Annotated in this window: 27 protein-coding genes; 10 read left to right on the top strand and 17 right to left on the bottom strand. The window is 44.8% G+C overall.

The genetic code is table 11. From position 1 onward, the window contains the following. From JGK16_RS24165 to JGK16_RS24180, 4 genes are all read left to right on the top strand, one after another. The coding region (locus JGK16_RS24165) for a hypothetical protein (protein ID WP_293180113.1) at positions 1-188 on the top strand (188 nt) is incomplete at its 5' end. A gap of 128 nt (positions 189-316) precedes the next feature. Continuing rightward, positions 317-838 carry an NYN domain-containing protein gene (locus JGK16_RS24170; RefSeq protein WP_006633075.1) on the top strand — a complete coding sequence of 174 codons (522 nt, stop codon included), beginning with the start codon at positions 317-319 and terminating at the stop codon, positions 836-838. A gap of 214 nt (positions 839-1052) precedes the next feature. After that, positions 1053-2693 (top strand): 2-isopropylmalate synthase, encoded by a 1641-nt coding sequence (locus JGK16_RS24175; RefSeq protein WP_293180116.1) that lies wholly within the window; start codon positions 1053-1055, stop codon positions 2691-2693. A gap of 137 nt (positions 2694-2830) precedes the next feature. Further along, positions 2831-3631 carry a class I SAM-dependent methyltransferase gene (locus tag JGK16_RS24180; protein ID WP_293180119.1) on the top strand — a complete coding sequence of 267 codons (801 nt, stop codon included), beginning with the start codon at positions 2831-2833 and terminating at the stop codon, positions 3629-3631. A gap of 154 nt (positions 3632-3785) precedes the next feature. Here JGK16_RS24180 and JGK16_RS24185 read toward each other — a convergent pair whose 3' ends face one another. Continuing rightward, positions 3786-3917, bottom strand: a complete 132-nt coding sequence (locus tag JGK16_RS24185; RefSeq protein ID WP_293203441.1) for a hypothetical protein — start codon at positions 3915-3917, stop codon at positions 3786-3788. Positions 3918-3976: 59 nt separating this feature from the next. Between JGK16_RS24185 and JGK16_RS24190 the strand changes: the two genes are divergently transcribed. Both JGK16_RS24190 and JGK16_RS24195 read left to right on the top strand, forming a co-directional pair. After that, positions 3977-4294, top strand: a complete 318-nt coding sequence (locus tag JGK16_RS24190; protein WP_293203443.1) for an antitoxin family protein — start codon at positions 3977-3979, stop codon at positions 4292-4294. Beyond that, entirely contained in the window at positions 4288-4755 is a 468-nt protein-coding gene (locus JGK16_RS24195; RefSeq protein WP_293203445.1) for a type II toxin-antitoxin system VapC family toxin, read from the top strand. The genes JGK16_RS24190 and JGK16_RS24195 overlap by 7 nt, the downstream gene beginning before the upstream one ends. 104 nt (positions 4756-4859) lie before the next feature. Here JGK16_RS24195 and hisC read toward each other — a convergent pair whose 3' ends face one another. From hisC to JGK16_RS24215, 4 genes are all read right to left on the bottom strand, one after another. Continuing rightward, positions 4860-5906 carry a histidinol-phosphate transaminase gene (gene hisC, locus JGK16_RS24200; protein ID WP_293203447.1) on the bottom strand — a complete coding sequence of 349 codons (1047 nt, stop codon included), beginning with the start codon at positions 5904-5906 and terminating at the stop codon, positions 4860-4862. Between the two features lie 94 nt (positions 5907-6000). Next, positions 6001-6714 (bottom strand): glycerophosphodiester phosphodiesterase family protein, encoded by a 714-nt coding sequence (locus tag JGK16_RS24205; RefSeq protein ID WP_293203449.1) that lies wholly within the window; start codon positions 6712-6714, stop codon positions 6001-6003. After that, the gene (locus JGK16_RS24210; protein ID WP_293203451.1) at positions 6711-7565 is read right to left on the bottom strand and encodes an alpha/beta hydrolase; all 855 of its coding nucleotides are present in this window, start codon (positions 7563-7565) and stop codon (positions 6711-6713) included. Before JGK16_RS24210 ends, JGK16_RS24205 begins: the two co-directional genes overlap by 4 nt. Positions 7566-7866: 301 nt before the next feature. Beyond that, positions 7867-9156 carry an esterase-like activity of phytase family protein gene (locus JGK16_RS24215; protein ID WP_293203452.1) on the bottom strand — a complete coding sequence of 430 codons (1290 nt, stop codon included), beginning with the start codon at positions 9154-9156 and terminating at the stop codon, positions 7867-7869. Between the two features lie 21 nt (positions 9157-9177). On the opposite strand from JGK16_RS24215, the gene JGK16_RS24220 reads away from it, so the two are divergent. Then, positions 9178-10512, top strand: coding sequence for a tetratricopeptide repeat protein (locus JGK16_RS24220; RefSeq protein ID WP_293203454.1), 1335 nt, complete (start codon positions 9178-9180; stop codon positions 10510-10512). Between the two features lie 159 nt (positions 10513-10671). Here JGK16_RS24220 and JGK16_RS24225 read toward each other — a convergent pair whose 3' ends face one another. The 4 genes from JGK16_RS24225 to JGK16_RS24240 form a co-directional block, all read right to left on the bottom strand. Next, positions 10672-11193 carry a GNAT family N-acetyltransferase gene (locus tag JGK16_RS24225; protein WP_293192853.1) on the bottom strand — a complete coding sequence of 174 codons (522 nt, stop codon included), beginning with the start codon at positions 11191-11193 and terminating at the stop codon, positions 10672-10674. A gap of 222 nt (positions 11194-11415) precedes the next feature. Then, positions 11416-13518, bottom strand: coding sequence for a VWA domain-containing protein (locus JGK16_RS24230; protein ID WP_293180146.1), 2103 nt, complete (start codon positions 13516-13518; stop codon positions 11416-11418). Between the two features lie 6 nt (positions 13519-13524). Next, the gene (locus JGK16_RS24235; RefSeq protein ID WP_363319739.1) at positions 13525-13710 is read right to left on the bottom strand and encodes a GNAT family protein; all 186 of its coding nucleotides are present in this window, start codon (positions 13708-13710) and stop codon (positions 13525-13527) included. Positions 13711-13741: 31 nt separating this feature from the next. Then, on the bottom strand, positions 13742-14275 hold the full coding sequence (locus JGK16_RS24240; RefSeq protein ID WP_293192851.1) for a GNAT family N-acetyltransferase: 534 nt from the start codon (positions 14273-14275) through the stop codon (positions 13742-13744). A 202-nt stretch (positions 14276-14477) separates the two neighbouring features. Here JGK16_RS24240 and JGK16_RS24245 point away from each other — a divergent pair, with 202 nt between their 5' ends. Then, positions 14478-16523 carry an ABC transporter ATP-binding protein gene (locus JGK16_RS24245; protein ID WP_293180152.1) on the top strand — a complete coding sequence of 682 codons (2046 nt, stop codon included), beginning with the start codon at positions 14478-14480 and terminating at the stop codon, positions 16521-16523. Positions 16524-16699: 176 nt separating this feature from the next. Here JGK16_RS24245 and JGK16_RS24250 read toward each other — a convergent pair whose 3' ends face one another. The 8 genes from JGK16_RS24250 to JGK16_RS24285 form a co-directional block, all read right to left on the bottom strand. Further along, on the bottom strand, positions 16700-16918 hold the full coding sequence (locus tag JGK16_RS24250) for a hypothetical protein (RefSeq protein WP_293180155.1): 219 nt from the start codon (positions 16916-16918) through the stop codon (positions 16700-16702). Positions 16919-16945: 27 nt separating this feature from the next. Beyond that, on the bottom strand, positions 16946-18163 hold the full coding sequence (locus tag JGK16_RS24255; RefSeq protein WP_293203456.1) for a DNA double-strand break repair nuclease NurA: 1218 nt from the start codon (positions 18161-18163) through the stop codon (positions 16946-16948). Between the two features lie 393 nt (positions 18164-18556). After that, entirely contained in the window at positions 18557-19351 is a 795-nt protein-coding gene (locus JGK16_RS24260) for an HAD hydrolase-like protein (RefSeq protein WP_293180161.1), read from the bottom strand. A gap of 47 nt (positions 19352-19398) precedes the next feature. Next, positions 19399-20139 (bottom strand): DUF928 domain-containing protein, encoded by a 741-nt coding sequence (locus tag JGK16_RS24265; protein WP_293180164.1) that lies wholly within the window; start codon positions 20137-20139, stop codon positions 19399-19401. A gap of 275 nt (positions 20140-20414) precedes the next feature. Then, complete coding sequence (locus JGK16_RS24270; RefSeq protein ID WP_293192848.1) at positions 20415-21149, bottom strand: DUF928 domain-containing protein; 735 nt, start codon at positions 21147-21149, stop codon at positions 20415-20417. Between the two features lie 143 nt (positions 21150-21292). Beyond that, complete coding sequence (locus tag JGK16_RS24275; protein WP_293192845.1) at positions 21293-22030, bottom strand: DUF928 domain-containing protein; 738 nt, start codon at positions 22028-22030, stop codon at positions 21293-21295. Between the two features lie 258 nt (positions 22031-22288). Then, entirely contained in the window at positions 22289-22432 is a 144-nt protein-coding gene (locus JGK16_RS24280; protein ID WP_293147648.1) for a DUF928 domain-containing protein, read from the bottom strand. After that, entirely contained in the window at positions 22413-22580 is a 168-nt protein-coding gene (locus JGK16_RS24285; RefSeq protein ID WP_293147650.1) for a DUF928 domain-containing protein, read from the bottom strand. Before JGK16_RS24285 ends, JGK16_RS24280 begins: the two co-directional genes overlap by 20 nt. Before the next feature lie 315 nt (positions 22581-22895). Here JGK16_RS24285 and JGK16_RS24290 point away from each other — a divergent pair, with 315 nt between their 5' ends. Further along, entirely contained in the window at positions 22896-24668 is a 1773-nt protein-coding gene (locus JGK16_RS24290; RefSeq protein WP_293192843.1) for a CHASE2 domain-containing protein, read from the top strand. Positions 24669-24737: 69 nt separating this feature from the next. Then, the coding region (locus JGK16_RS24295; RefSeq protein ID WP_293198129.1) for an RNA-guided endonuclease TnpB family protein at positions 24738-25597 on the top strand (860 nt) is incomplete at its 3' end.

The following is a 25597-nucleotide window of genomic DNA, read 5'->3' on the forward strand; positions in this document are numbered from 1 at the left end:
GCCACAAGCTTGAGGGTCTAGAGGGATATTTGAATGTCCCACTGTCGCCCTTTTGGGTGGGCCCGAATCCCCGTCGCTTTAGCCCTGGGGAGGTTCAAACCACAGCCTCTACCGAGTTACTGAGAGTCGGGTTTTTGAAGGTTGGTCGATCGAATCCAAGCACCCCTAAAAGAGCCCTCTGGCGGTAGAGGCAAAAATATGAAATACTGGGGGGATGGAGTTTTCTGAAGTTTAATCTATTGCCTCAGTTAGCTCCATATTGCTAAAATGTGATATTTAGATTAACTTCTTTCTACAATTATTAGGTCTAAGTTCTATGACAAACTTAATGAACCGCCTTTCTATTTTTGTGGACGGGAACAATATGTTCTACGCTCAACAAAAGAACGGCTGGTTTTTTGATCCACGCAGGGTGCTCGAATATTTCAAAACTTCGCAGCCAAATGTCATCTTGATCAATGCTTTCTGGTATACGGGTTTGAAAGACCCCCAAGATCAAAGGGGATTTCGAGATGCTTTGATCAGTCTGGGTTACACGGTTCGCACTAAGATTCTTAAGGAATATTACGATGATGCTTCGGGCCGATATTCTCAAAAGGCTAATTTAGACATAGAAATTGTGGTTGATATGTTTAATACGGTGGATCAGTACGACCAAGTTGTGCTATTTAGCGGGGATGGGGATTTTGAGAGGGCGATCGAGCTATTGCGATCGAAAAATACTCACATTACTGTGGTATCTACCGAAGGAATGATTGCTAGAGAATTGCGAAATGCTACTGATAGGTATATAGACCTAAATGAAATTCGGGAACATATTGAGAAAATGGATTATTAGTCAGTTGACAGTTGACAGTTGACAGTTGACAGTTGACACCCGAACCAGTCCGATTTCATTAATCATTAGTTATTGGTCATCAGTCATTAGTCAGGCGTTATGGGTTATTGATTATTAATTATTCGTTATGGGCGCGAAACACCAGACTGGTGACTGGCACTAATTGCCCAGAATAGGGGACAAGTAAAAATCAGGACAACACTTTTTTAGAGCTATGAAAACTCAACCAAGTCAAGACCGGATTATTATTTTTGATACGACTTTGCGGGACGGAGAACAATCTCCGGGGGCATCTTTGAATGGGGACGAAAAGCTAACTATTGCCCGTCAGTTAGCGCGATTGGGCGTGGATGTGATTGAAGCAGGTTTCCCTTTCACTAGCACGGGAGATTTTGAGGCTGTCCAAAAAATAGCTCGGACTGTTGGGACGGAAGATGGGCCGACAATTTGCGGTTTGGCAAGGGCGCGCAAGCCGGATATTAAAACAGCAGCCGAGGCGATTAAACCAGCGGTAAATTCGCGAATTCATACGTTTCTGGCTACGTCTGATATTCACTTGGAATATAAGCTGAAAAAGACGCGGGCTGAGGTTCTGGAAATTGTGCCGGAAATGGTGGATTATGCTAAGTCTTTTGTGGATGATGTGGAGTTTTCGCCGGAGGATGCTTGTCGTTCCGATCGCGAATTTTTGTATCAGGTTCTAGAAAGGGCGATCGAGGCCGGGGCGACTACTGTGAATATTCCCGATACTGTGGGCTACACAACTCCCAGCGAGTATGGGGATTTGATTCGGGGAATTAAGGAAAATGTGCCGAATATCGATCGGGCAATCATCTCGGTTCACGGTCACAATGACTTAGGATTGGCGGTTGCTAACTTTTTGGAAGCTGTAAAAAATGGCGCCAGACAGTTGGAATGCACGATTAACGGGATTGGGGAACGGGCGGGAAATGCGGCGCTGGAAGAGTTGGTAATGGCGCTTTACGTGCGGCGCCAATATTTTAATCCGTTCTTGGGAAGACCTGCGGATTCTGACGAACCCCTGACAAATATTGACTCGCGCCAAATTTACAAAACTTCCCGCTTGGTTTCCAATTTGACTGGGATGTTGGTGCAGCCAAATAAGGCGATTGTGGGAGCAAATGCTTTCGCCCACGAGTCGGGAATTCACCAAGACGGGGTGCTGAAAAATAAGCTGACATACGAGATTATGGACGCTGAGTCGATCGGCTTAACGGAAAATCAAATTATCTTGGGCAAATTATCCGGCCGCCACGCATTTCAAACTCGGTTGAAAGAGTTGGGTTTTGAAATGGCAGATGATGAGCTAAATAAGGCTTTTGTCAAGTTTAAAGATTTAGCCGACAAGAAAAAAGAGATTACCGATTGGGATTTGGAGGCGATCGCCAATAACGAAGTCCACCAAGCACCGGAACTTTTCCGGTTAGAATTGGTACAGGTTTCCTGCGGGGACAAATCGCGGCCGACAGCCACGGTTACTGTGCGGAATCCGGCGGGCGAAGAATTGACCGATGCTGCGATCGGCACCGGCCCTGTAGATGCGATTTACAGGGCGATTAACCGCGTGGTAAACGTACCAAACGAGTTGATCGAGTTTTCTGTACAATCGGTAACAGCGGGCATAGATGCGATCGGCGAAGTAACAATTCGCTTGCGCCACGAAGGGAAAGTATTTTCTGGACACTCAGCCAATACTGACATCATCGTCGCCTCCGCCGAAGCATACATCAGCGCCTTAAATCGGCTGTACGTGTCATTGCAGCCTAATCCTGAAAAATCCTCCGAACAGCCAACTGCGATCGCAAATCAAGTTGTCGCCGAAGCACAGCGCTGATAAATTGATTCTCAGCCATCCTTGCTAAAATACACCGCAGGCGAACGCCCATCGAAGCAGATAAATCTCAATAAATCTGCGTTAATCGGCGTTCATCTGCGGTTTCATTTTTTTTACCAACAACAAACATTAAAAAAATGCAAGACGAAACTTTAAAAAAAGAGCGACAATTCCACGATGCTTGGGCATCCACAATCGATGTTGACGGCATCCGTGTCAACGATTACTTTGAAGCTTGCACCGCCCCAGAAAATAGATTCATCGTCCAGCACATGGGCGATGTCACGGGTAAACGCCTCTTGGATTTAGGCTGTGGCGCCGGAGAAAATAGCATTTATTTTGCGAAGAAAGGTGCACATTGTGTGGCGGCTGATTATTCTGAGGGCATGGTGGAAGTGGCCATGAAATTGGCAGAGATAAATGGCGTAACAATCGAAGGTTGTACGGTGAATGCCATGGCGCTGGATTTCCCAGACAACAGTTTTGATATTGTTTACGCTTCCAATTTGTTGCACCATTTGCCGGAACCAGAAAAAGCGATTCGCGAAATGTACCGCGTCCTGAAACCGGGCGGCAAAGCTTGTTTTTGGGACCCGATGAAGCACAATCCGGTGATTAATGTTTACCGCAGAATGGCGACCGAGGTGCGGACTGAGGATGAAACTCCTTTGGACATTAATATTGTCAAACTTGTCAAGTCTTTGTTTTCGGAGACGGCTTACGATACGTTTTGGTTGACATCGTTGTGGATCTTTTTGCGCTTTTATTTAATCGAAAAAGTGCATCCGAATGATGAGCGTTATTGGAAGAAGATTATTATCGAACAAGAGAGATTGAAGCCGGAATATTCTCGTTTGGAAGGGTTGGATGGGTTTTTGAAGAAGTTGCCTTTGATGAAGCGGTTGGCTTGGAATTTGGCTGTGGTGGCCACGAAGTAATACCAATTTAATGTGAAGTTGCATATATCTCGATCCCCCTAAATCCCCCTTAAGAAGGGGGACTTTGAGCGCTTCCTGTCCCACCCTACAACCAGGGGGGCTAGGGGGGATCGGAATTCTATGCAGCCTCATAAAAAACTGGTATAAGATGATTTTAGTGGTAGGGTGCGTCAGTTTTGAGATGATAAATCACCACCGAAAGTATGATTCTGACGCACCATTGGCGATCGGGTGTGTCAGTTTTGAGATTGTGGGTTTGTAGCAAAAATAATCGTAGCTGACGCACCCTACTTCAAGCTATAAAAGAAGTACAATAAGTCTAAGCATTTAATTAAGAGGCTAATTATGCCAGAAACTATTACTGCTGTCTACGAAAACGGAGTTTTTCGACCCTTGAGTTCCGTGTCTTTCCAAGATGGGGCAACTGTACAAATTAACATTGTAGCTGATGTTTCGCTGGAAGAATTGAAGGACGATCGCGAAAAGGCGATTAAGTTGATGGATGTACGAGGATTGGTGCGTTTTCCCAAAAAACAGAATAAGCTCGATCGAGGCGAATTAATCAAACGCGAGCAGCAGTGGCGCGAATTGATGAAAAAAATGGAACCGCTACCAGGTAAGCCTCTGTCAGAAATCATTATCGAGGATCGTGGCCCGTGGTAAATGCTTATTTTCTCGATACTAGCGCTTTAGTCAAACGATATGTGCCTGAAATAGGCAGTGACTGGATTTTATCGATTACTGATCCTGCTACCAACAGCGATTTAGTTATTAGCCAGATTACTTGGGTGGAGGTACACAGCGCCTTTGCACGCCGTCTGCGGGATGGAAGTTTGTCTGCGGAGCGCTTTGATTTAATTGTGCAAAAAGTTAGGGAGGATTTTGAAAATGAATACCGAGTCATAGATATAAATCCAACTTTGATAGAAACAGCCACCGAATTGGTGATTCAGCATCCGCTGCGGGCTTATGATTCTGTGCAGTTAGCATCAGCTTTGCGGTTTCAATCTACTCTCATTTCGGTGTCGGAAACTCAACTGGTTTTTGTTTCGGCTGACAACAGACTGCTGAATATTGCTCAGTCTGCCGGATTGGCGATCGACAATCCTAATAATTATCCATAATCAAACGGTTGGTAGTGAGGAATGCGAGTCCTCCGATAGATGCGGACTGAAGTCCTCACTACGAACCTGATGCGGACTGAAGTCCTCATTACAAACCTGGTTATCTAGAGGATTTCTTTCAAGGTTTTAAGTAATATTTGATTCTGTTCTTCTGTACCTATACTAATTCGCAATTTATCGTCCAATCGCGGCTGATTGAAGTATCGAATCAATATTCCCCGTTCTTTGAGTGTTTGATAAATCCTTTCTGCATCGCCGTTGGGCGGCCTGACTAACAAAAAGTTGGTTTGCGATCGCCAAACTTCAAAGCCTAAGTCCTGGAAACTAACGGCTAGTTTTGCTCTGGAAGCCTTGATTTTGTCGGCGTTGGCTGTTTTGTGGTCTGAATCTGCGATCGCCCCCGCCGCCACCGCATAGGCTATAGCATCCACATTGTAGCTGTCTTTGATTTTATTTAATTCAGCCAACAGTGCCGGATTTGCGATCGCAAAACCCAATCTCAATCCTGCTAGCGAATAACCTTTGGAAAGCGTTCTCAAAACTATAACATTACTGTAGTTTTTTGTCAACTCCAAAGCATTGTTTTCGGCAAAATCTACATAAGCTTCATCGATGACCAGAATGCCAGATAATTCTTGAGCAAGTTTCTCCAAATCTGCCACAGATATCGCTGTTCCCGAGGGACTATTTGGCGAAGCTACAAATGTCACAGAACCTTTAGCTGCTATTAGCAAATCGACGGGTAACTTGTAGTCATCGGGATAGGGAACTTCGACAAATTCTGCATCCTGAATTTCTGCCAGCGTGCGGTACAATACATAGGTAGGTGAGGGACAAACAACGGGTTTGCCAGCTTCGCCCACAGCACGAACTATCAAGTTTAATAAATCATCGCTGCCGTTACCTACCAAAATCCAATCGTCAGGAACCCCCAAGGCTTTACTAGCGGCGATGCGGAAAGTTTTACCAGTTGGATCTGGATAGCGCCGCAGCATTTCTGGGTCTATTTCCTGAAGCACTTTTAAGGCTTTGGGAGAAGGCGGATAGGGATTTTCATTAGAATTTAGTTTAATAATTTTTGTGCCTAGCGGTGGCTGTTCTCCCGGTACGTAACCGGACATTTCGTGGATGCTTTGGCGAAAATAATTCATCTATTAATTGAGTTTTGTGGAACAGGCAATGAGTTTTGTGGAACGGGCATCTTGCCCGTTCTCGATCGTGGTGCAAGATATCAAGTGATACAAATTATATCAAACAATTAGTGACAATCCGAGTTACACCCAAATCAATTAACTTTTGCATATGTGCGCGATCGTCCACTGTCCACGCTACAATGTCAACTCCTTGATTGCGGGTTTCTGGAATTAGTGCGGGGTTTTCCAATAAAACACGATACAGGCTGGTAATCAAGTTATCACGATGGGCGACAGCTTGAGACAATTGAGTTTTATATGCTTCTAAATTAGCAACGATGTGTCCGATCGCCAAATCGCCATCTAGCCGCCGCACTTGTCCGAGAAATTTGTCGCTAAACGAGGTAATAACGCATTTTTCTTGAATTCCTGCACGGTGCAAAGTATTGACAAACTCCGCAACTTCTGTATCCGACCATTCGCAGTGAGGCTTGACATCAAAATAGAGAAATTTGTCAACATTCTTGAGGATAGCTAAGGCTTCTTTGAAGGTGGGGATTTTTTCCCGTGAAAATTCATCGCTGAACCATTTACCAGCATTGAGTTTCTGCAAGTCTGACAGGTTTGTTTCCCTGACTTTACCAGAAACTCCGGTGATTCTATCCAGCGTGGCGTCGTGGAAAACGACGGGCACACCGTCAGCCGATAGCTGGATGTCAAACTCGATCGAATCGGCTTTGCGGGCGATCGCCCTGGAAAATGCTGCTAAAGTGTTCTCAGGGGCGATCGCCGAAAATCCCCGATGTGCAATAATTTCTAAATTCACAGTGTTGCGCCCTCTAAAAAATCTGCCACGGTTTGATTGAAACTATCCGGTTGAGTCAAAAAACACCAGTGATTCCCCGGTACTTTGACAATTGTCAGATTTTGCAAGTATGTTTTGTAGGGCTGCATTTGCCAATCCATGCGATTTACGCCTGTTTCCGGCTGTACAAACAAAGTAGGAATATCAATATTTTCCGTTAAACCGGCAACTTCCATCACTTCGGTAAATATCTGATTTCTGGCGGGAATCACAAATTTACTTCCCCAACTTCCATCTAATTTTTGTTCGATTTGGTTTTGGAAGATCATTTGTTGCACTTCACTCCAACCTGCGTATTCTCCCGATTGTTTGGCGGCTGCTTCGGCTTGGGCTAAAGTTGCAAACGGGCCCATACATTTGAGACAGTCTAATTTGCGGTAAACTATTGGTAGACTGAGTTTCATCACAGCGGGCAGTTTGCTGATGAAGATTGGGTCTACTAAAATCATACTCGAAATGCGATCGCCATTTTGCCGCGCCCAAATTAATGTTAGTTTTCCCGTCCAAGAATGTCCGACAATGTGGGCATTTTGCCAGTTGAGGTGTGCCATCAAAGCTTCCAAATCTGCGATCGCCCTTGCAAAAGTATAACCCGTTTCCGGTTTGCCGCTCTCTCCGTGGCCGCGCATATCCGGCGCTACAACATGATAGTGGTTCGACAAGTAATTGCCCAAGCCAGTCCAAACCACCGCACTATCTGCTAAACCGTGCAACAGCAGCAAACGCGGAACTTTTTCTGTCCCTGTTTGTGAGTTCCATTCTAGATAAGAAAGTTCGATATCTGGTAATTTTAAACTGTGGCGTGCAGGCATATAGAATAAGTTGAAAAACCCATTTTTTGACTAATTTCATGAATACGCAAAAGGTTTGTAGTGAGGACTTTAGTCCGCATCCATAAACTAGGACTAAAATGCTCACCAAAAAACTTGCTAGCAAACCAATGACTCCGAGCCAATAGGTTGCTGATACCAAACATCATCAGGGAGCATCTCATTGTTGCAAAAAATATTTTTTATTGTAGTGCGAGCGTCCCCGCTCGCGAGTATTGCAGGACTCGCGAGCGGGGACGCTCGCACTATTAAATGCAAAACTGAGATGCTCCCCATCATCATCCTAAATTTTACCTTTTAAACTCAACAAAATAAACTGAGTTTTCTGAGCTTCCTCAAAATTATCATCGCTCACCAAAACCACACTTTGGCTACCATCTGGCAAACGCGGGCCGAGAGTCATTCCCTCTAAATTGTACAGCGGAATTCCGAGTTCATTCAAGTCTAATAGTAACTTTTTCCTCACAGGTTCAACCATTCCCAGTGGCCCCTTAAAACTTTCTATTCTAGAAGTATCTGTCGCCGCCCCAACAGCTACTTGATAAATTTTAGCACCGTATCCCGATATCCCAAAGGAACGCTCTAAACTCAAAAATTGACCTCCACCAATCGTTACCAATTCTGTTAATCCGTTCAAAACAGTCATCGGAACTTCGTCTAGCTGGTAAAGATTTTCCGAGACTAATTGCGGAGTTTTATCGACGATGATATAATGTAAAAGACGGAGTTTGCTTGCCTGTTCTGGGTCTAAATCTTGAATTAACGGCGCTGCTGTCGCTGCAAACAACCTAAACGGATCTAAACCGCCCGGACTAAAGGTTTCTGGGTCGATACTCAAGGATTCAAAACCTAAACTTTTCTGGACTCCTTGCTGTTGTTGTTCATCGTTGGTATCGGGGATGTAACGCTTGGGAATTGGCAAATTTCCTCGCAATTTCCCGGTAGTGAGGTCAAATTCTCCGACAAAAGGAGGGCTGGCTTCGCTGGCGACAAATACTGAATTCCGTGGAGACAGGGCGATACCTTCGGGATTGATGGAACCCCAAAGGAAGGTTTCACCGTCTGCTTTTTTGAGGGATGTAACGCCTTCAACAGAAACTTTTTCGAGGCTAATATTGGCTGGATCGCTGGATTTAAGATCGAGTCGGAGACTGTAAAATCTGGCTTCTCCGTTTTCGCTTTTGTCGTCGGAAAGGGCGTAAAAACGATAAGCCTTGGAAGTAACACCACTAATACCTTTGGCGTCGTAGGTGATGCCTGATAAACCGCCGACTGGCGATCCTTCAAAGTTGATTTTTGGCAATTGGTACTCGCCCAAAAAGCCTAGGGATATTTCAGGAAAAGAGCGATCTCTAGCAACGGCGGGAGGGGCCGCGCAAGCTGTGCATACAGTTAGGAAAATTAGAGCTAAACTGAATAGGCGCAAAATGCGTTGGCGAAGCCCGCCCCTACGGGGGCTACGCCAACGAAGAGGATCGCCCAAAGCCTGTAAATTCCAATAATTGCTCAGTGCGGTAAGTTTTATTTTGTTGCTATTGTTGAACAGTTGGCTTGTGTGCCATCTTTGTGACATAATTTATACCGTTTTGTAAGTATGCAAAACTTGATGTTTCGTGCAGGGCTGCCGAATGGTGGCAACCAAATTTTAAGAATGAGAAATTCTTTGCCAATTGGGTGCTTGCTTTGGTTGTGGCTGTGTGCTGGTTCAATTGCTAGCGCCCAAACTAATCCACCACCCCTCGATCAATTTTCTCCTAATCCTCTAGAACTTACCACACCCGATCCCCTAAAACCCGCTACTGAATCTTTGAGTAGCACTCAGCGGGAGGATCTGAGTGCAGCTTTGGAAAAGCTAAGCTTAGAAGCAGCGGCTAAACTGCAAGCTGGAGATGGGGCTGGTGCTTTTGATATTTGGTTTCGAGAATTGCGACTGCGCCGATATCTTGGCCCGGCGGCGGAAATTGCTGCTTTGAGTCGGGTGGGAAGTGTGGCTTGGAGTAGCAATAAAAACCTGGAACTTCAGCTTATTACTAAACGGCTGCAAGCAATTCACAAACAAGTTAAATCGCAAGTGCCGGTAAATACTGAGTTGCTCCCGGCTTTAGCTGCGGCTTTTGGGCAGGTGCGCGCTAAAGGCCCGATCGTAGAAGTTTACCAACAAATCCTCGAAAATGCGCGCCAAAATCAAGATATATTGGCTCAGGGTCAGACTTTAAAGGCGATCGCACTTGTTCACATCAATTGGCTGAGTTACGATAAAGCGGCTCCCGTGTATGAGGAATTGGCAACTTTAATTCAGGAAAACCGCGCTGTATTTGCTGCTAATGCTGCTGTACCAAATTCTGCTGTAACGGCGGGAAATGGCGCGCCACCACAGCCTGTAACTCCTCCGACTGAGGTGGATACTCTGAGACAGTTAGCCTACGTTTACCAACAGTCGAAACAGCCCCTAAAGGCGATCGCAGCCCGGGAAAAACTAGCATCTGTGTATGTCAACCTGCAAAACCCGGCTGCGATACCACCGCTCAAAATTGCGATCGGCACCGATTACCAAACTATAGGTCAAATCAACTTAGCAGCTCAATACTATCAGGAAGCCTACAATTTAGCCGTTCCCATTCAACAGTACGCCCAAGCTAGCGAAGCTTTGGATAAATTAGCACTGCTTTATCGATCGCAAAAACAGCTAGAGCCGACTGTGCGAATCTATCAAATGCAGTTGTTGTTGGAAGAACGGGCTTACAATTGGTACGGATTGATGAGTGCTTACGACAATCTCGGTCAAGTTTATCAGGAAATGAAGGATTATAAGAAAGCTTTGGAAGCTTATCAGAAGGGGTTGGAAGTGGCTAAAAGATTGGGACACAGAAAAGAGTATTTTGACAAGAAGATTATTAAGGTTAACAAGCAATTGCAACGGACTTCGTAGTTGTCCGCAGACAATAATGCTAATTTGTGATTGTGATGCGAGTAATTTAGGGAACATCTCAGTTTGGTATTTATAGTGCTGTCCCCGATCGCGTATTGTACAATACGCGAGCAGGACAGCACTCAAAGAAAAATGCTTTTTACAAAAATCAGATTCTTCCTACGAAGATACTGCGGACTTGTAAGTTTCTCGAAAAATAGAATAATACAATACATCAATTTCGTAATAACGAGCATTTTTTTCATATTTCATGCCAACTTTCTGTATCACCCGCTGGGAGGCGATATTTTCCGGGCGGGCGATCGCAACTATTCTCTCCAACTTTAATATGTTAAATCCATAGTTTAGACTAGCAAAAGATGCTTCTGTCGCCAATCCTTGATTCCAATAAACTTTATCAAACGCATAGCCAAGCTCAACTTCCGGTGTCTTGTCCAGAAAAGCCAGCCCGCAGCGACCAATCATTTTACAATCTATTTTATGTACTACAGCCCACATTCCGAAGTTGTGTTCTTCCCAACGTTTGAGCATAGCATGAATGGCGCTTTCTGTTGCTTCTCTAGTTCTAACTCCTGTCAAGTATTTCATTGTTTCCGCATCGCTGTAGATGCGGTACAGATCGTCTAAGTCGTCTGGCGTAAATTGTCTCAGATACAATCTGGCCGTTTCTATTTGTTGCATGATGGACAATCACTATTCTAGCAGGAAAATTGAAGGCATATCCTGGGAGTTCATCTCTATGAGTGCAAGGGCGAAGCATTTCGGCAAACAATTTGTTAGTCATAACCAGAGATTTATTGCCGAAATGCTTCGCCCCTACGAATATATTTGCATAAAGTGAGATGCACCCGAGGCTTGTAACAAATAGATGGGTAAAAGCAAGGTAACTCACACCCTACAAAACTACTTTACTCCTATCTTTGCTACTAGCGTTTTGCAGTTTTCAACTAAACGAATGAACTCTGCCCGATAGCCTTCCTTGTCTTCACCTTTCGCCTGACTTGCCAGTCTCAATACTTGATCGAAATTAGCTGCTCCCTTGTACTCAGAATCTCTCAAAACCATCCCGAAAGCAGCTACAGCAGCAGCAAATCTGAAGTTAGCAGAGGCATTTTCTAGTTTCACAGGTTTGTCGATTACTGACTGCGTAATTAACTGACTCACTGTCTCATTGGGGTTTTTGTAACGCAACTTTACCTGCATCAATTCATCAGTTTGAGAGGTAGAAGCAGTGGCTGGATTCGGTTGATATTTTAATGGATCGACCTCCGGCAATTTGACATCGCTGGCGACACCAACCGGAATAATTTCGTAAATTGCTGTTACCGAATGTCCCGCACCTAATTCACCTGCATCTTTTTTGTCATCGTTAAAGTCTTGATTTTGCAAAACTCTATTTTCGTAACCAACTAAACGGTAAGCTTGAACTTTAGCTGGATTGAACTCTACTTGAATTTTCACATCTTTGGCGATGGTAAATAGCGTGCCTCCCATTTGAGTGACTAGCACTTTTTTGGCTTCCAACAAACTGTCGATATAAGCATAATTGCCATTACCTTTATCGGCTAGCTGTTCCATTTTTGCATCTTGCAAATTGCCAGTACCAAATCCCAAGACGCTCAGAAAGACTCCTTGTTCTCGTTTTTCTTCAATCATCCGCACGAGTTCGCCATCGCTGGAAACGCCAACATTAAAATCGCCGTCCGTTGCCAGAATAACGCGGTTGTTTCCTTGTTTAATAAAGTTGTCTTTAGCAACTTTGTAGGCTAGTTGAATGCCTGCTCCGCCTGCGGTAGAACCACCTGCTTCTAGCTTGTCAATGCTATCTAATATCTTTTCTTTTTGGTTGCCCGGTGTTGGAGGCAAGACTAACCCGGCGGCTCCGGCATAGACTACAATAGTGACGCTATCTTTGGCTCGCAATTCGCTGACGAGATATTTCAAAGATGCTTTGACTAACGGCAATTTGTCGGGCGAATTCATGGAACCGGAAACATCGATCAGAAATACGAGATTGTTCGGCGGTAAATTTTTGGTGGAAATGCTTTTTCCTTGCAAGCCAATGTGGACTAATTTGTGTTGGGGATTCCAGGGAGCATTGGCGACTTCTGTATTAATTGAAAAAGGTTGATCGCCCTTTGGCTGCGGATAGTCGTAGGTAAAGTAATTAATTAGTTCTTCGAGGCGCACTGCATCTTTGGGCGGCATCACGCCGCTGTTGATAAAGCGTCGGACATTGCTGTAGGATGCTGTATCGACATCGATGCCAAATGTGGAAAGCGGGTTGTTGCTAGCCCGCTGATAGGAGTTGTCATAAATGCGGTTGTATCCTTCGCGATCGAATTGTTGGGTTTGGGCGGGCAAGGCTGTGGTTGTAGGTGATGGTAGTGGAGTTACTGGCTGATTAATGCCGCCAAAATTTCTAGTTCTTAATGTATCTTGTCCTATAAGATTCCCAGAAGTGCGACTGTCAAGGTTAAGTCTCACTCGCTGAGGGGCTGTTTGGGGAGAAGGCGCTGGTAAAGGTACAGAATTGGGTTCTGAAAGGGGGGGATTTCGATTTTGTTCCAATTCACCACTACGAGCTTCTAATGCGTCAACTCTACCCCGCAGCGTCGCTAATTCAGGGGCGAATTCAGTCTGTAAACGTTGGACTATGGCTAAATCTTCTGGGCCGACTTTTGGCGTACCTGCTGCGATCGCCCGATCGACGTTTACCAAACAACTATTTAAACTTACCGCAAACTCAGAGCGTTTTAAAGGTCGATCGCCCAGAGTAGTACCAACTGGGGCGACAATCGGGCAACTGTAGCGTTTTGCTAAGGATAGTAGTGCCTGAAAAGCCCAGCTACTCGGTGCAATGTCAGCCGATTGAGAGACATTTGTGGGAGTTGGTGCGTTGGTTTGGCGATCGACTTCCAGGGCGATCGCACTTTTAGGATTCATCCAGCAAAAAGTTAAAATTACTGGACTTAGCACCACTATTTGCAACAAAAGTTTACGCATAGATTTTTACTCCTGAGAATATTGCGATCGCGATATTGAATAACATACTACATCAGTTTCATAATAACGAGCGTTGTTTTCATATTTGAAACCAACTTTCTGCATCACCCGCTGGGAGGCGATATTTTGGGGGCGGGCGATCGCAACTATTCTCTCCAACTTTAATATTTCAAATTTTGTCTGGCTAAAAATATTTTAGTTGGGTTTCGTTTGAGGTAAAATATTAGAGTCTTGCGATCGCATAATATACTCGATCGCGACCGCAATCGTCAAAAATGTGCTGGTATTTCATCCCCACTTTTTCCATTACCCGCCGCGAGGATCTGTTTTCGGTATCTGCAACTGCAACAACTTTGTCTAGTTTCAATACTTCAAATCCATACTTGAGCGTCGCCGCTGCAACTTCCGATGCTAAACCTTTCCCCCAGTATGCTTTTGCTAACACGTAACCGACTTCTACTTCAGGTGTTTTGCCTAAAAATCTCAGCCCCCCGTCCCCGATCAATTGGTTATTTTGTTTGTTGACAACAGCCCACAAACCGAAACCATGTTTTTCCCAATCTCCGATTATCTGAAATAAATCTGCTGCTGTTTCTTCTTTATTTCTGACGCCTTCGCTCAGATACTTCATCACTTCCGCATCGCTGTAGATGCGGTACAGCTCATCTAAATCGTCTGGAGTAAATTGTCTCAGATACAATCTAGGTGTTTCTATCTGTCGGGACAAAGAATTTACTGTAGCTGTAGAAGATTCCATGATTTAACTGACTGTATTTGCTACAATTATTGCTTGGATATATTCTACAGGTTTTCTGCTTAAAGACCGATCGAACTTCCAGCGCCCACCCGCGCTACAAGCTGCGGAGCAAAAAAGCTCACTATCCTGAGCAAAAGCCCCCTAATTTACCAGCAGGCTCGCTTCTGCAATCTAAAATCTAAAATCTAAAATCTAAAATCGAATGACCATTTCCTCACCAGTAGCAGACACCGAAAACCAACCCCGCCGCGATACAGACTGGCGGTTATTCCTGAGGTTGGCATCTTACGCAACCCGCAGCAAACGCTTGCTGATTATTTCGATCGCACTATTAGTACCGCTAGCAGTCTCAGGAGCAATTCAACCGATTCTGATCGGACAGGCAATTTCGGTAATTCGAGCAGAACCTACCTATCAATTTTTACAGGGATTGCCTTTATCTACTGCATTAAATGTTTTGGCAGTCTTGCTGATGCTAACTATAACATTTAGATTGGGACTGCAATCAGTTCAAGGATATTTAGTCACAAAAGTAGGGCAAATTATTACTACTGATATTAGAAATGATTTGTTTGTACACGTCACCTCGCTAGCGGTGCGATTTTTCGATCGCACTCCAGTAGGCAGATTGATGACGCGCCTCACCAGTGACGTGGAAGCTTTGGGAGAGGTTTTTTCCTCAGGGGCGATCGGGATTGTCAGCGATTTATTTTCAATATTAGTAATTGCCATTTTCATGTTTACCATGCAATGGCAACTAGCTTTAATGTTGGTATTAATGATGATCCCAATTGCCGCCATAATCATTTATTTTCAGAACCAATTTCGCATAGCAAATTACACCACCAGAGAAGAACTTTCCGATCTCAACGCCCAACTGCAAGAAAACCTGACGGGTATTGGCGTAGTGCAGCTATTCCGCCGGGAAAGATTCAACTCAGAATTGTTTAACGTTACCAATAAATGCTACATTAAAGCAGTTGATAAAACTATCTTTTACGACTCAGCCGTATCTGCAACATTAGAATGGATTGCTTTAGTGGCGATTGCAGCCGTTTTGTGGATGGGCGGTCAAAGCCTTCTGCAAGGTACAATTAACTTTGGTACTCTGTCTGCATTCATTTTATTTGCTCAGCGTCTCTTCGATCCGCTGCGGCAATTTGCCGAGAAATTTACGGCTATTCAAGCAGGATTTACCGCAGTCGAACGGATTAGCGATATTCTCAACGAACCGATCGAAATTAAAGATCCAATTAGCGGGGCGAAGGAAGAAGGAAAATGGAAGAAGGAAGAAGGAAGAGGGAAGAAGCAAGAAGGAAGAGGGAAGAGGGAAGCAGGAAGAAGGGAATATTATTCGCCGTTGCTGATGGCCGGTCATCCAGAGGCACTTGCTTATAATTTATCTTCAAATGAGCCAGAATTGGTAGAAAGTAATCAAACTCCTGTAACTTCTGAATATCGCCTATCAGCTAACAATCAAAAATCCCTAGTTGCTCATGCCCAATCAAAGCAAGCTGCATCCGGAGAAATCCAATTTGACAATGTGTGGTTTGCTTACAAAGAAAACGAATATGTTCTGCAAGACCTCAATTTTACCATCAAATCCGGCGAAAAAGTAGCATTAGTTGGCCCTACTGGTGCAGGCAAAAGTTCGATCATCCGTCTCTTGTGCCGCCTTTACGAGCCCACCCGAGGACGGATTCTGATCGATGGTATAGATATTCGCGATTTACCTCAAGCAGAATTGCGGAGACACGTAGGTGTTATTATTCAAGATGGCTTTCTATTTGCTGGCGATGTGAAGAGCAATATTAGCCTTGGCGAAAGTTACTCGATGGAGGAGATTCGAGCAGCAGCAGAAAAGACGAATGTTGCTCGTTTAATTGAAGAATTACCTCAAGGTTATGACACGCAATTGCGGGAAAGGGGAACGAATCTTTCGGGGGGACAAAAGCAGTTGTTAGCGTTTGCTCGCGCCGCCATTCGCAACCCCAGTATTTTAGTGCTCGACGAGGCGACTGCTAGTTTGGATGTGGGAACGGAAGCTTTGATTCAAGAGGCTCTGGAGCGTTTGATGGCGGACAGAACGGCTATAATCATTGCTCACAGGCTCTCGACTATCCGAAATGTCGATCGCATTTTGGTGCTCAAACGCGGGCAGTTAGTAGAGTCTGGCAGCCACGAAGAGTTGTTGCAACAAGAAGGTTTGTATGCTAGTTTGTACAAGCTGCAAATGCTGGGAAGTTAGACAGTTGACGGTTGACGGTTGACAGTTGACAGTTGACAGTTGACAGTTGACAGTTGACAGTTGACAGAAGGAAGTAAGGAGAAAGGAATATTTTTCCTAAAGTCGGCAGATTTGCGGTTTTAGATTTTAGATGAGAGAACAAATCTGAAATCTAAAATCTGAAATCTAAAATCGGATTACCTGCCAAAAATTATTTTCCCAAGGGTTTGTGGCAGGTGAGTGATGTGTTGAAAAAGTTGATTTGGCCCGATACCAAACAATAACTGCATCGCCAGCACAATTGCTGCTAGAGCAATCGCTGTACCAACGCTGGCTTTCAATACTTTAAAAGCCCAATTAAACACCAACCAAGAAACAAGTAAGGAAGCAATTAAGATAATTAACTCTATTGGCATATAACATTTTTAACTCTTATTTTTAATTCAAGCAATACTACCGCGCTTCCGGGTTTCCTTATTAGAAATACCGACATTTTTTAAACCTGCTTTAATCATTTGCTGCTCTAACAAAGCAAAAAAGCTACTTCGATCGCCCCCGGTGACTACTGCTTGGTTGTGGGCTTCTGCTAGCGTCACGGGATAGCCACCGCCTTTGTGTACTTGAGCTAGCATCATTCCTAAGGCTAAATCTAGCTCTGTATTATCTTGTGCTACCCATTCCGGAATTTCTATTCTAGCAATTTCTGTGCCAACATGAACATAACAAAAATAGATGGGATTGAGACCGTATAAATCTAAAATTCGAGCGTGGGATTTCCACAACGGGCTTCTTTGTCCGGGTAGCAGGATTGTGGCCCACAAGACGGAATCTCGTAGGGGTTCAAATTCTTGACAAGGTGCTTTTTCATCGAAAGCACTGGTGGCAGAAAATCCGACGTTGGGGCAGTTTGTCATGCAGTCTGGTACTTCGTGGGTGCAAGCTTGAAACCGCAAAAAAGATAAGCTTTCGGTGCTGCGAGAAGCGCTCAAGTATCCTAATAGGGGAATTTTTGCTACGCGCAATTTGTCCCAAGCTTCTAAAATTGGTTGCAAAATTCGATCGCGCGCTTCGCTAGGTAACTGTTCCAAAAACCAATAAATCAGGGAACCATCTACCATTGCCAAAGTTGGCGCGGGTAGTTGATTGTCGTTAAATTTTGCCCAATTGCAGCCCATTTCCGCGAGGGCGATGGCTTCGGAAACGGCGCGCCGGTATCCCATCCACTCTTCGGTTCTAATTCCCCACTGGCGCGAAGCATACAAGTCTTCGGGTTTGTAGAAAACTTCGGGCACGCTGTCTAATACTGGGTGGCGGCTTTGCCCGTAGTGCAGCATGACTGTACCGACGTTGATCAGGTAGCAGTAGGCGATTTCGTGATGGCTGGGCGAAATTTGCGATCCGTCTGTGGCGAAGACTGTGTGGGCGGCGGGCGGTGCGGTGATGTAGGTGCGATCGGACAATGGCTCGATCGGCGTGGCTGCATTGAATAAAGTGCGATCGCTCCAACTCTCTTGCAATTCTACCAATTTTTCTTGTCCCACTGCCGCCTGTTCCAGCAAATTCTGAGCCACTTGCAAACGCTGGCGAGCCGCCAAAGCCTCCACATTCAAATGCTGGCTCATTCCCTGCATTGCTTTGGCTGCTTTAGTTAAATCTAGCATTGGTTTTAAGTCTCAGATTGGTGCGATCGTTCGGAATGCAAGTCCTCGGGAAAAGAAGGACTAAAGTCCTCACTACGAACCTGGAAAGAAGGACTAAAGTCCTCACTACGAACCTGGAAAATAAGGACTAAAGTCCTCACTACGAACCTATTTTATTACAGTCACCGACAAAAAAAAATCGATTTTTTTTGTCGGTATGCTTGATTTTTTGGGGAATTCCTGTTATATTTATATCATAATGGGAATATGTTTAAAAATATTATTTTTGCAACCATCCCATTATATAATAATACCATACCAGCGCCGCAAAAGTCAACAAAAAAAGTGTAAAATTTGGGGATTTTTTTTGACTCTGCTAAGCGAAAAAAAATCTCCCTCCCAACAAGTCTAAGATCAACATTCGTCAGGCAGCCAATCGACAAAATCTCCGGCAAACTGCGACAGAGAAAGCAATTGAACAGGTGGATTTTGAGCCACAGATTCCCGTTCTGTCAAAGTATTGTAACCCCAGTCAGCCAAAAACAACCTCACCTGAGATAAATCCGGCTGCTGCTTCACAGAAACCAAAGTTTTTAACCGATCTTCCACAAACCAAATAGTCGTATCTTTGCCAGAAGCTGCCAAAAATTCCCGCAATATTTGGTGTTTCGGCTTGTTGTATTCCTTGCCAAAAATTAACTCCGACGGCATTTGTACGCCCGCTAGCTGCAAGAGTTCCCGCACAAAACGGCCTTCCTTGGTGGTGACGATCGCGACTTTGACCGAACTATCCTGTAACGAGTGCAGGCGATCGGCTATTCCGGGATAAAAGCGGTGCAAAGACAGCCACCCAGCTAAATCCTCAGCAATCCAATTATCGCGCAGTCCGTCTAACATTGCGCCGACAGACTGGGGTTTTAAATTATTTTCGGTCAATAACTGCGGGACAATGTTTGGCCAGTCTAGCAAAATTTGCTCTTCGGTAATTCCTGTCAGCAGTGCGCGAATCAGCAGGGGCATTTCCCAACCGGTTTCGATGGCTGGCCGCACTCGGTAAAAACTCAAAGCTAAATCTGCATCGGGGACTATTTCGACTGATTGCCAGATTTGGCAGTAGGTACGCCAAGCGGTTTGGAAATATTCGATTAGTCCGTCACAAATTACACCGTCAAAATCAAGGGCGAGAATTGTTGGAGAGTTATTAGTCATCAAGCGAGTTTAGATTTTAGATTTTAGATTTGGCTAAATAGTCTCGATTAAAAAGACTGAACTAGCGGTTTATAGGCAATCGATTCTAGTTTTTGGGAGTTCAACAATTGCGTCCACTCTGCTTTCAGCATCGGATCGTCAGGAGCTTGTCGCCGCATTTGGGCTAGGGTAGAAATAGTATCGTACCAAATCCCATTTTTAGCATAGGCGATCGCCCTCGCCATAGGGTCGGGATTTGCCAAATCGTTCTTGAGAGTTTCCTGCGGTGCAATGCGCTGCACGAACCCTTTAACATAATAGTCCGAAGAGCGATCGTCAGGATCGCAAGCCACCAAAAACCACCACTGATATCGCTTCTTAACCTCAATAAATGTTTGGCGATCGGTTTTTTTAGGAATATTGACCTCAACTATCCCGGGCTTGTCAACTTTGAAAGTAGTTTTGTAAACCTCGGTTAGTTTTTCATCGTCAGTTTGCAAAATAAACTCGACTTGAGTCGAATTGAGAGAGACATAGGCAAAGAATGTCGGCGACTCTGTGAGGGTTAAGCCGATATTAGTTGGAGGCATTAAAGGAATAATAGATAAATCCACCGGACAGGGGGAGAGGAACGCAGGTGTTCCTCGTCGGTTGTCGGGGGTTATTAAATCTGGAGGTCTAAAATTAATATTCTGACTCAGCAGAATTGGTGCAGGGACAGCCTGCATCGGTGGCACTAAACTGGGGAGAGTAAGTGCGATCGCAAATGCGGCGATCGCCAGTGCAACCCCATTTAGAAAACGTTTCATTTTTTAACGGCATAGCAGGAATGTTGGGCCTGGCATTTTTACCAGAAAGAATTGGTTTAAAGCCCGCCCGCCCGATCGGGAGAAATTAAAAGAAGACTATTCATTACTCCAATCCTCTTCCTTCGAGGTAGAGGTCGCTCTCAACTGTCAAGCGGTCAACTGTCAACTGAATGAATCATCCCTAGGAGTTTGAATCGCAGCGGGCGATCGGCTTAATTTGTCAATCTTCAGATTCTCATAAGAAGGACAAATTAAGCCTTGAGAAATCGGGACGCTTAAAGAGGCTGAACTAGGGGTTTATCGGCGACTGCTTCGAGTTTTTGGGACTTCAACAATTGCGTCCACTCAGTCTTCAGCCGCGCATCATCGGGTGCGACACTACGCATTTGGGCTAAAGTCGCCAGAGTCTCGTACCAAATGCCATTTTTAGCATAAGCGATCAGCTTCGCCCTCGGGTCGGGATTTGCCAAAGCGCTCTTGAGAGTTCCTTGCGGTTCAACTCGCTGCATCCATCCTTTAATAATATAATCTCCCGATCGTTCCTGAGGATCGCAAGCCAGTGCAAACGACCAGACATATCGCTTACCAACCTCAATATTTTTTGTCTTACCTTTGTCAGAAAGGCTAACTCCCACAATTCCAGCTTTGTCAACTTTTAAACTAGATTCGTAGACTACTTCGGATTCATCTTCGTTTAGCAAAACAAACTCTACTTGAGCCGCCGGTTGAGAAACATAGACAAAAAATGTTGGCGACTCTGTGAGGGTTAAGCCAATATTGCTTTCAGGTATTAAGGGAGTAATCGATAAACCATCCTGCAACTGACAGCCTCGATGCGCTCCCCCTTGGCGGTTCTCGGGGGCTGTGACCTCTGGGGGTGTGAAATTAACATTCTGACCCAGGGGAGTTGGTGCAGGGACAGCCTGCATCGGTGAAAACAAGCTGGGGACAGTAATTGCGATCGCCAATACAGCGATCGCCAGTGCAGTAAAATGTAGAAAACGTTTCATTTTTTTCACCAGATAGAATAAAATCAGGGTTCGGATTTTTACTCCAGACTAGGAGTAAGAATCGCAGCGGGCGATCGGTTTAATTTGTCAATCTTCACAGCCTCAGAAGAAGGACAAAAGAAAGCCTTGAGAAATAGGGAGGCTTAAAAAGACTGACCTAGCGGTTGATCGGCAACTGATTCGAGTTTTTGGGACTGCAACAATTGCTTCCACTCGGCCCTCAGACTCGCATCATTGGGTGATCCTCGCCGCATTTGGGCTAGAGTACCAATTGTATCGTACCAAATATTATTTTCAGCATAAGCGATAGCCCTAGCCATAGGGTCAGGATTTGCCAAATTTTTCTTGAGAGTTTCCTCGGGTTCAATGCGCTTCACAAACCCTTTAACAAAATAATTTCCCGACGGATCGTCATTGCAAGCCACGGAAAACGACCACTGATACCGCTGGTTAACCTCCAGAGTTTTTTTGCCCTCCCCTTTGTTGGGAATACTGACTTCTATTATCCCCGGTTTGTCAACTTTGAAAGTCGTTTTATAAGCATCGATTCCTTTTCCATCGTCAGCTTGCAATGTAAACTCCACTTGAGTCGAAGGGTGAGAAACATAGGCCAAGAATGTTGGCGATTCTGCTATGGTTAAACCATCATTGCTTTTAGGTATTAAAGGAACAATAGATAAATCCTGCGGACAAGCATTCCCTCGATGCGTCGCCGATTGCCTGTTGTCGGGGGCGTCTACATCGGGAGGTTTAAATTTAACATTCTGACTCAGCAGCATTGGTGCAGGCACTGCCTGCATCGGTGGCAGGAAACTGGGGACACTAAGTGCGATCGCACATACAGCGATCGCGAGTGCAGTAAAATGTAGAAAACGTTTCATTTTTTCACCAACCTTATAGATATATTATAGATCGCGTCTCTACTGTTAGTCTGGAGTTCTCAGCCCGGGCGCGATCCGGTCAAGTTTTGATTGTTCGCATCGCCATCAAAAGAAGGAAAAAAGTTCAATAAATAGCGATTTTTAAAGAGACTCAACCAGCGATTGACCTACCACTGATTCCAGTCCTTGGGACTGAAACAATTAGGTCTACTTGGCTCTGGGTCTCGCATATCTCGGTGTCTGTCGCCGCATTTGGGTTCAAGTAGCGAGAGTTTCGTACCAAATCTCATTTTTAGCATAAACTTCGAGCCACGTCATCGGGTCGGGATTTGCCAAATCGCTATTGAGAGTTGGCTGGGGTGCGATGCGCTGTACGAACCCTTTAACAACTGTATCTGCCATCTGCCGATCGAGCGTCTGGTTCGCAAATCATCGAAAACGATCGCACGTAACGCTTGCCAACTTCTAGTGATTTGTTGCTGTCCCCCGTAGCGAGAATGCTAATTTCAACAATCCCGGATTCATCAACTTTAAATGTTTTTTGGTACATAAATTTTTTCTCCCTGCTGGCGACCAATATTTTTGAGAAGCTAGTCTCACACCGCAGATACAGAATTTGAACCTTGACAAATCAATAACATTAATTAATTAATTGGAGCTGCAACTGGATTCTGGGGACGGTAAATCCAGCGGTCGAGGTCGCGACTGTTATTCCATATACATTTCGCTGGTAGCGAAATGTAAAGTTTTGTTACAAATCGGTCGGAGTTTCCGGGTGTTCTAAGATGGAGGAAGTCTCGTGTAGGTGCCGACAAGCAACATAACTGCTGTTCGGTGAAACGAGTCAAAATTTTATATTGTGGCAATGACTAAAATATCTAACAAATTTCTATCTGACAAAATTCGTTCGGCAGCGGCTCAATTGAGTCAACTGTATAAACCATCACTAACAGTTGTTAGCTCTGTATTAATTGCCACCGCGGCAGTAACATTATCGTTGGTCGGGACTAGACACCTAGGAATACTGGAACCAGTAGAATTAAGCGCTTACGACCAAATGCTGAGATGGCGTCCCGACGAAAAGCCAGACCCGCGCTTGCTAATTGTGGGGATTACCGAAGCAGATATTCAGAAACTAAAGCAATGGCCGATATCCGATCGCAAAATAGCTGAAATATTACAAAAACTAGAAAAAATGCAGCCGACAGTCATCGGCTTAGATGTACTGCGAGATGTACCTTTAGGAGAGGGGCGTGAGGAATTAACTAAAGTTTTACAAAAAAGCGATCGAATTATCGGGGTATGTTTAGTCACCGACGGAGGCCCCGACACTCCCGGTTCTCCCCCTCCTCCGGGAATGTCAGCAAACCGGGTGGGATTTGCAGATTTTGGAATCGATCCGGGCGGCATACTCCGCAGGGCTTTATTATTTATGAAACCACCGATAATTAAGGGCGATAATTCGGTAGAAAAACATCTTTGCAATGACAATTCTCAAGTTTTAACTTCCTTCAACCTCCAGCTATCACTCCGCTACCTGCAAAAGTATAAAATTTTTCCCAGACTGGCAGCAGATCAATCTTTATGGCTGGGAAAAACCAAATTTAAAAAATTAAAAAGCAATGACGGAGGATATAGCAATGTCGATGCGAGGGGATATCAAATACTAATTAATTATCACTCCAGGAGCCAAGTCGCAAACAAAGTCACAATTACCGATGTTTTACAAGGGAAAGTCAGTCCGAATTTAGTTAAAGATAAAATAGTGCTGATCGGTTACACCACAGAAACCGTTAAAGATGTATTTTATACTCCTTACAGTGGGCAGCAGCAAAAAAACCAATTCATGCCGGGGATCGTGGTACACGCACAAGTAATTAGCCAAATTTTGAGTGCTGTTTTAGACAAGAGACCGATGTTTTGGTTTTGGCCGGAATGGGCAGAAATCCTGTGGATTGCAGGATGGTCAATTGTGGGAGGAACCATGGCATCGCGGATGGCTCACCCATGGAAGCTGGCGCTGACATTCGCAGCAATACTGTCGGGGTGTGGCGCGATCGGTTTTGGGATTTTTCTGTTGGGAGGGTGGGTGCCTGTAGCAGCGCCAGCCTTAGCATTAATTCTAACTGGTGGCAGCATTGTATCAGCAGACAGATTTAATAAATCGGCATACGGGAAAGCAATTACCGATCGCGTAAAACAAGTATTCAAAATCGAAATAGACCAAGCCCAAAAAGAACAACAAGTTGCAGACATTGTAGAATCAGATTTCTTTAAAGAATTGCAGCTCAAAAAAGATGAACTCAAAAGTAGCAAAAAAGATACCTCTGAAAAAACTCCGTCGGATCCCCAAGAAATAACGCTCGGTGCTGCGGCTCTTCCCCAGGCCCAAAGCGAGGCAGACGAATTCTTAGCTCAGTTGCAGCTAAAAGCCAAACAGCAGAAGCAGCGGGCCGCCGCGACTGCATCGGAAAGCGACTCAAAAACAGAAAGCGCGATCGATCCTGGCGCGAGTGCTAGTTCTGGCGAAACCCAACCTGATGAGGGGTTCAGCGATTTGCAAGCCAGGGCAAAGCAGATGCGGCAGCGCCGGAACGCAGACAAAAAGATCGAAGAGCAAGACTTAAGTGGCAAATAGTTTGCTAAACTTATCTAAAGTTGATTGCTGAGAGTCAGTTCCATGTTTGCCGTCAAGCGAGCGCTCAAATTGAATAATCAAGAAGCGACCTTGATGGCAAAACACGCAGGATTTCGGCGCGTGGTATTTAACATGGGTTTGAGCCTGCGAGTCCAAATGTACGGTGCAGGTGAGTTTTCCGACTCAAAGGTCATCAACGAAATCAAGAAAGTTCTCACTAACTACGTCAAGAAACAACCTGAATGTACTTGGATGAATCAGTTGTCTTCTCGTGTTTACCAAAACGCTTTGATTGACTTGAGTCATGCGTTTGGGAGGTATCGTTTGGGGAAAGCCGGTCATCCAAAATTTGTCAGCCGCCGTGACGGTCAATCATTCACGGTTGATTCGTCAAACGGCAAAGTTTTGTTAAGTGCAGGCAGGACTATTAAAATTCCCACACTGGGAACATTCCGATTGCACGAGCCACTCTCATGCAGTTTTGTTTCTCAGACTTTCACGCTCTCAAAAGAAGGAAATCGCTGGTTCGTCTCTTTCTGTGTTGATGCCCAACGTTTACCGATGCGACAAAGAGAAAGTTCTGTAGGAATTGACATAGGTGTCAAATCCTTCGCCACCCTGTCAAACAATCAAGTGTTTGATGCACCAAAACCCCTAAAACAAGCGAAAACCAAGCTGGCACGGTTACAGCGCCAAGCATCAAGGCAGGTGAAAGGTTCTAACAACCAACGCAAAACCTACGACAAAATCAGCCAAATTCACGCAAAAATTGCCTGCATTCGTAAAGACTTCCTTCACAAGTTGACGACTTACTTAGCCCAGACTTTCTTGCGAATTAAGATTGAAGACTTGAATGTCAGCGGAATGCTGGCAAATCACAAGCTGGCTGGGGCAATATCCGACTTAGGTTTTTACGAATTCAGGCGACA

The sequence above is a fragment of the Microcoleus sp. PH2017_09_SFU_O_A genome (assembly GCF_020738625.1).
Lineage (GTDB): Bacteria > Cyanobacteriota > Cyanobacteriia > Cyanobacteriales > Microcoleaceae > Microcoleus.

Coding starts and splice junctions, on each gene's coding strand:
- JGK16_RS24170 (WP_006633075.1), top strand. CDS start 317: ATGACAAACTTAATGAACCGCCTTTCTATTTTTGTGGACGGGAACAAT.
- JGK16_RS24175 (WP_293180116.1), top strand. CDS start 1,053: ATGAAAACTCAACCAAGTCAAGACCGGATTATTATTTTTGATACGACT.
- JGK16_RS24180 (WP_293180119.1), top strand. CDS start 2,831: ATGCAAGACGAAACTTTAAAAAAAGAGCGACAATTCCACGATGCTTGG.
- JGK16_RS24190 (WP_293203443.1), top strand. CDS start 3,977: ATGCCAGAAACTATTACTGCTGTCTACGAAAACGGAGTTTTTCGACCC.
- hisC (WP_293203447.1), bottom strand. CDS start 5,906: ATGAATTATTTTCGCCAAAGCATCCACGAAATGTCCGGTTACGTACCG.
- JGK16_RS24210 (WP_293203451.1), bottom strand. CDS start 7,565: ATGCCTGCACGCCACAGTTTAAAATTACCAGATATCGAACTTTCTTAT.
- JGK16_RS24215 (WP_293203452.1), bottom strand. CDS start 9,156: ATGTCACAAAGATGGCACACAAGCCAACTGTTCAACAATAGCAACAAA.
- JGK16_RS24220 (WP_293203454.1), top strand. CDS start 9,178: ATGCAAAACTTGATGTTTCGTGCAGGGCTGCCGAATGGTGGCAACCAA.
- JGK16_RS24225 (WP_293192853.1), bottom strand. CDS start 11,193: ATGCAACAAATAGAAACGGCCAGATTGTATCTGAGACAATTTACGCCA.
- JGK16_RS24230 (WP_293180146.1), bottom strand. CDS start 13,518: ATGCGTAAACTTTTGTTGCAAATAGTGGTGCTAAGTCCAGTAATTTTA.
- JGK16_RS24240 (WP_293192851.1), bottom strand. CDS start 14,275: ATGGAATCTTCTACAGCTACAGTAAATTCTTTGTCCCGACAGATAGAA.
- JGK16_RS24245 (WP_293180152.1), top strand. CDS start 14,478: ATGACCATTTCCTCACCAGTAGCAGACACCGAAAACCAACCCCGCCGC.
- JGK16_RS24250 (WP_293180155.1), bottom strand. CDS start 16,918: ATGCCAATAGAGTTAATTATCTTAATTGCTTCCTTACTTGTTTCTTGG.
- JGK16_RS24255 (WP_293203456.1), bottom strand. CDS start 18,163: ATGCTAGATTTAACTAAAGCAGCCAAAGCAATGCAGGGAATGAGCCAG.
- JGK16_RS24260 (WP_293180161.1), bottom strand. CDS start 19,351: ATGACTAATAACTCTCCAACAATTCTCGCCCTTGATTTTGACGGTGTA.
- JGK16_RS24265 (WP_293180164.1), bottom strand. CDS start 20,139: ATGAAACGTTTTCTAAATGGGGTTGCACTGGCGATCGCCGCATTTGCG.
- JGK16_RS24270 (WP_293192848.1), bottom strand. CDS start 21,149: ATGAAACGTTTTCTACATTTTACTGCACTGGCGATCGCTGTATTGGCG.
- JGK16_RS24275 (WP_293192845.1), bottom strand. CDS start 22,030: ATGAAACGTTTTCTACATTTTACTGCACTCGCGATCGCTGTATGTGCG.
- JGK16_RS24280 (WP_293147648.1), bottom strand. CDS start 22,432: ATGGCAGATACAGTTGTTAAAGGGTTCGTACAGCGCATCGCACCCCAG.
- JGK16_RS24285 (WP_293147650.1), bottom strand. CDS start 22,580: ATGTACCAAAAAACATTTAAAGTTGATGAATCCGGGATTGTTGAAATT.
- JGK16_RS24290 (WP_293192843.1), top strand. CDS start 22,896: ATGACTAAAATATCTAACAAATTTCTATCTGACAAAATTCGTTCGGCA.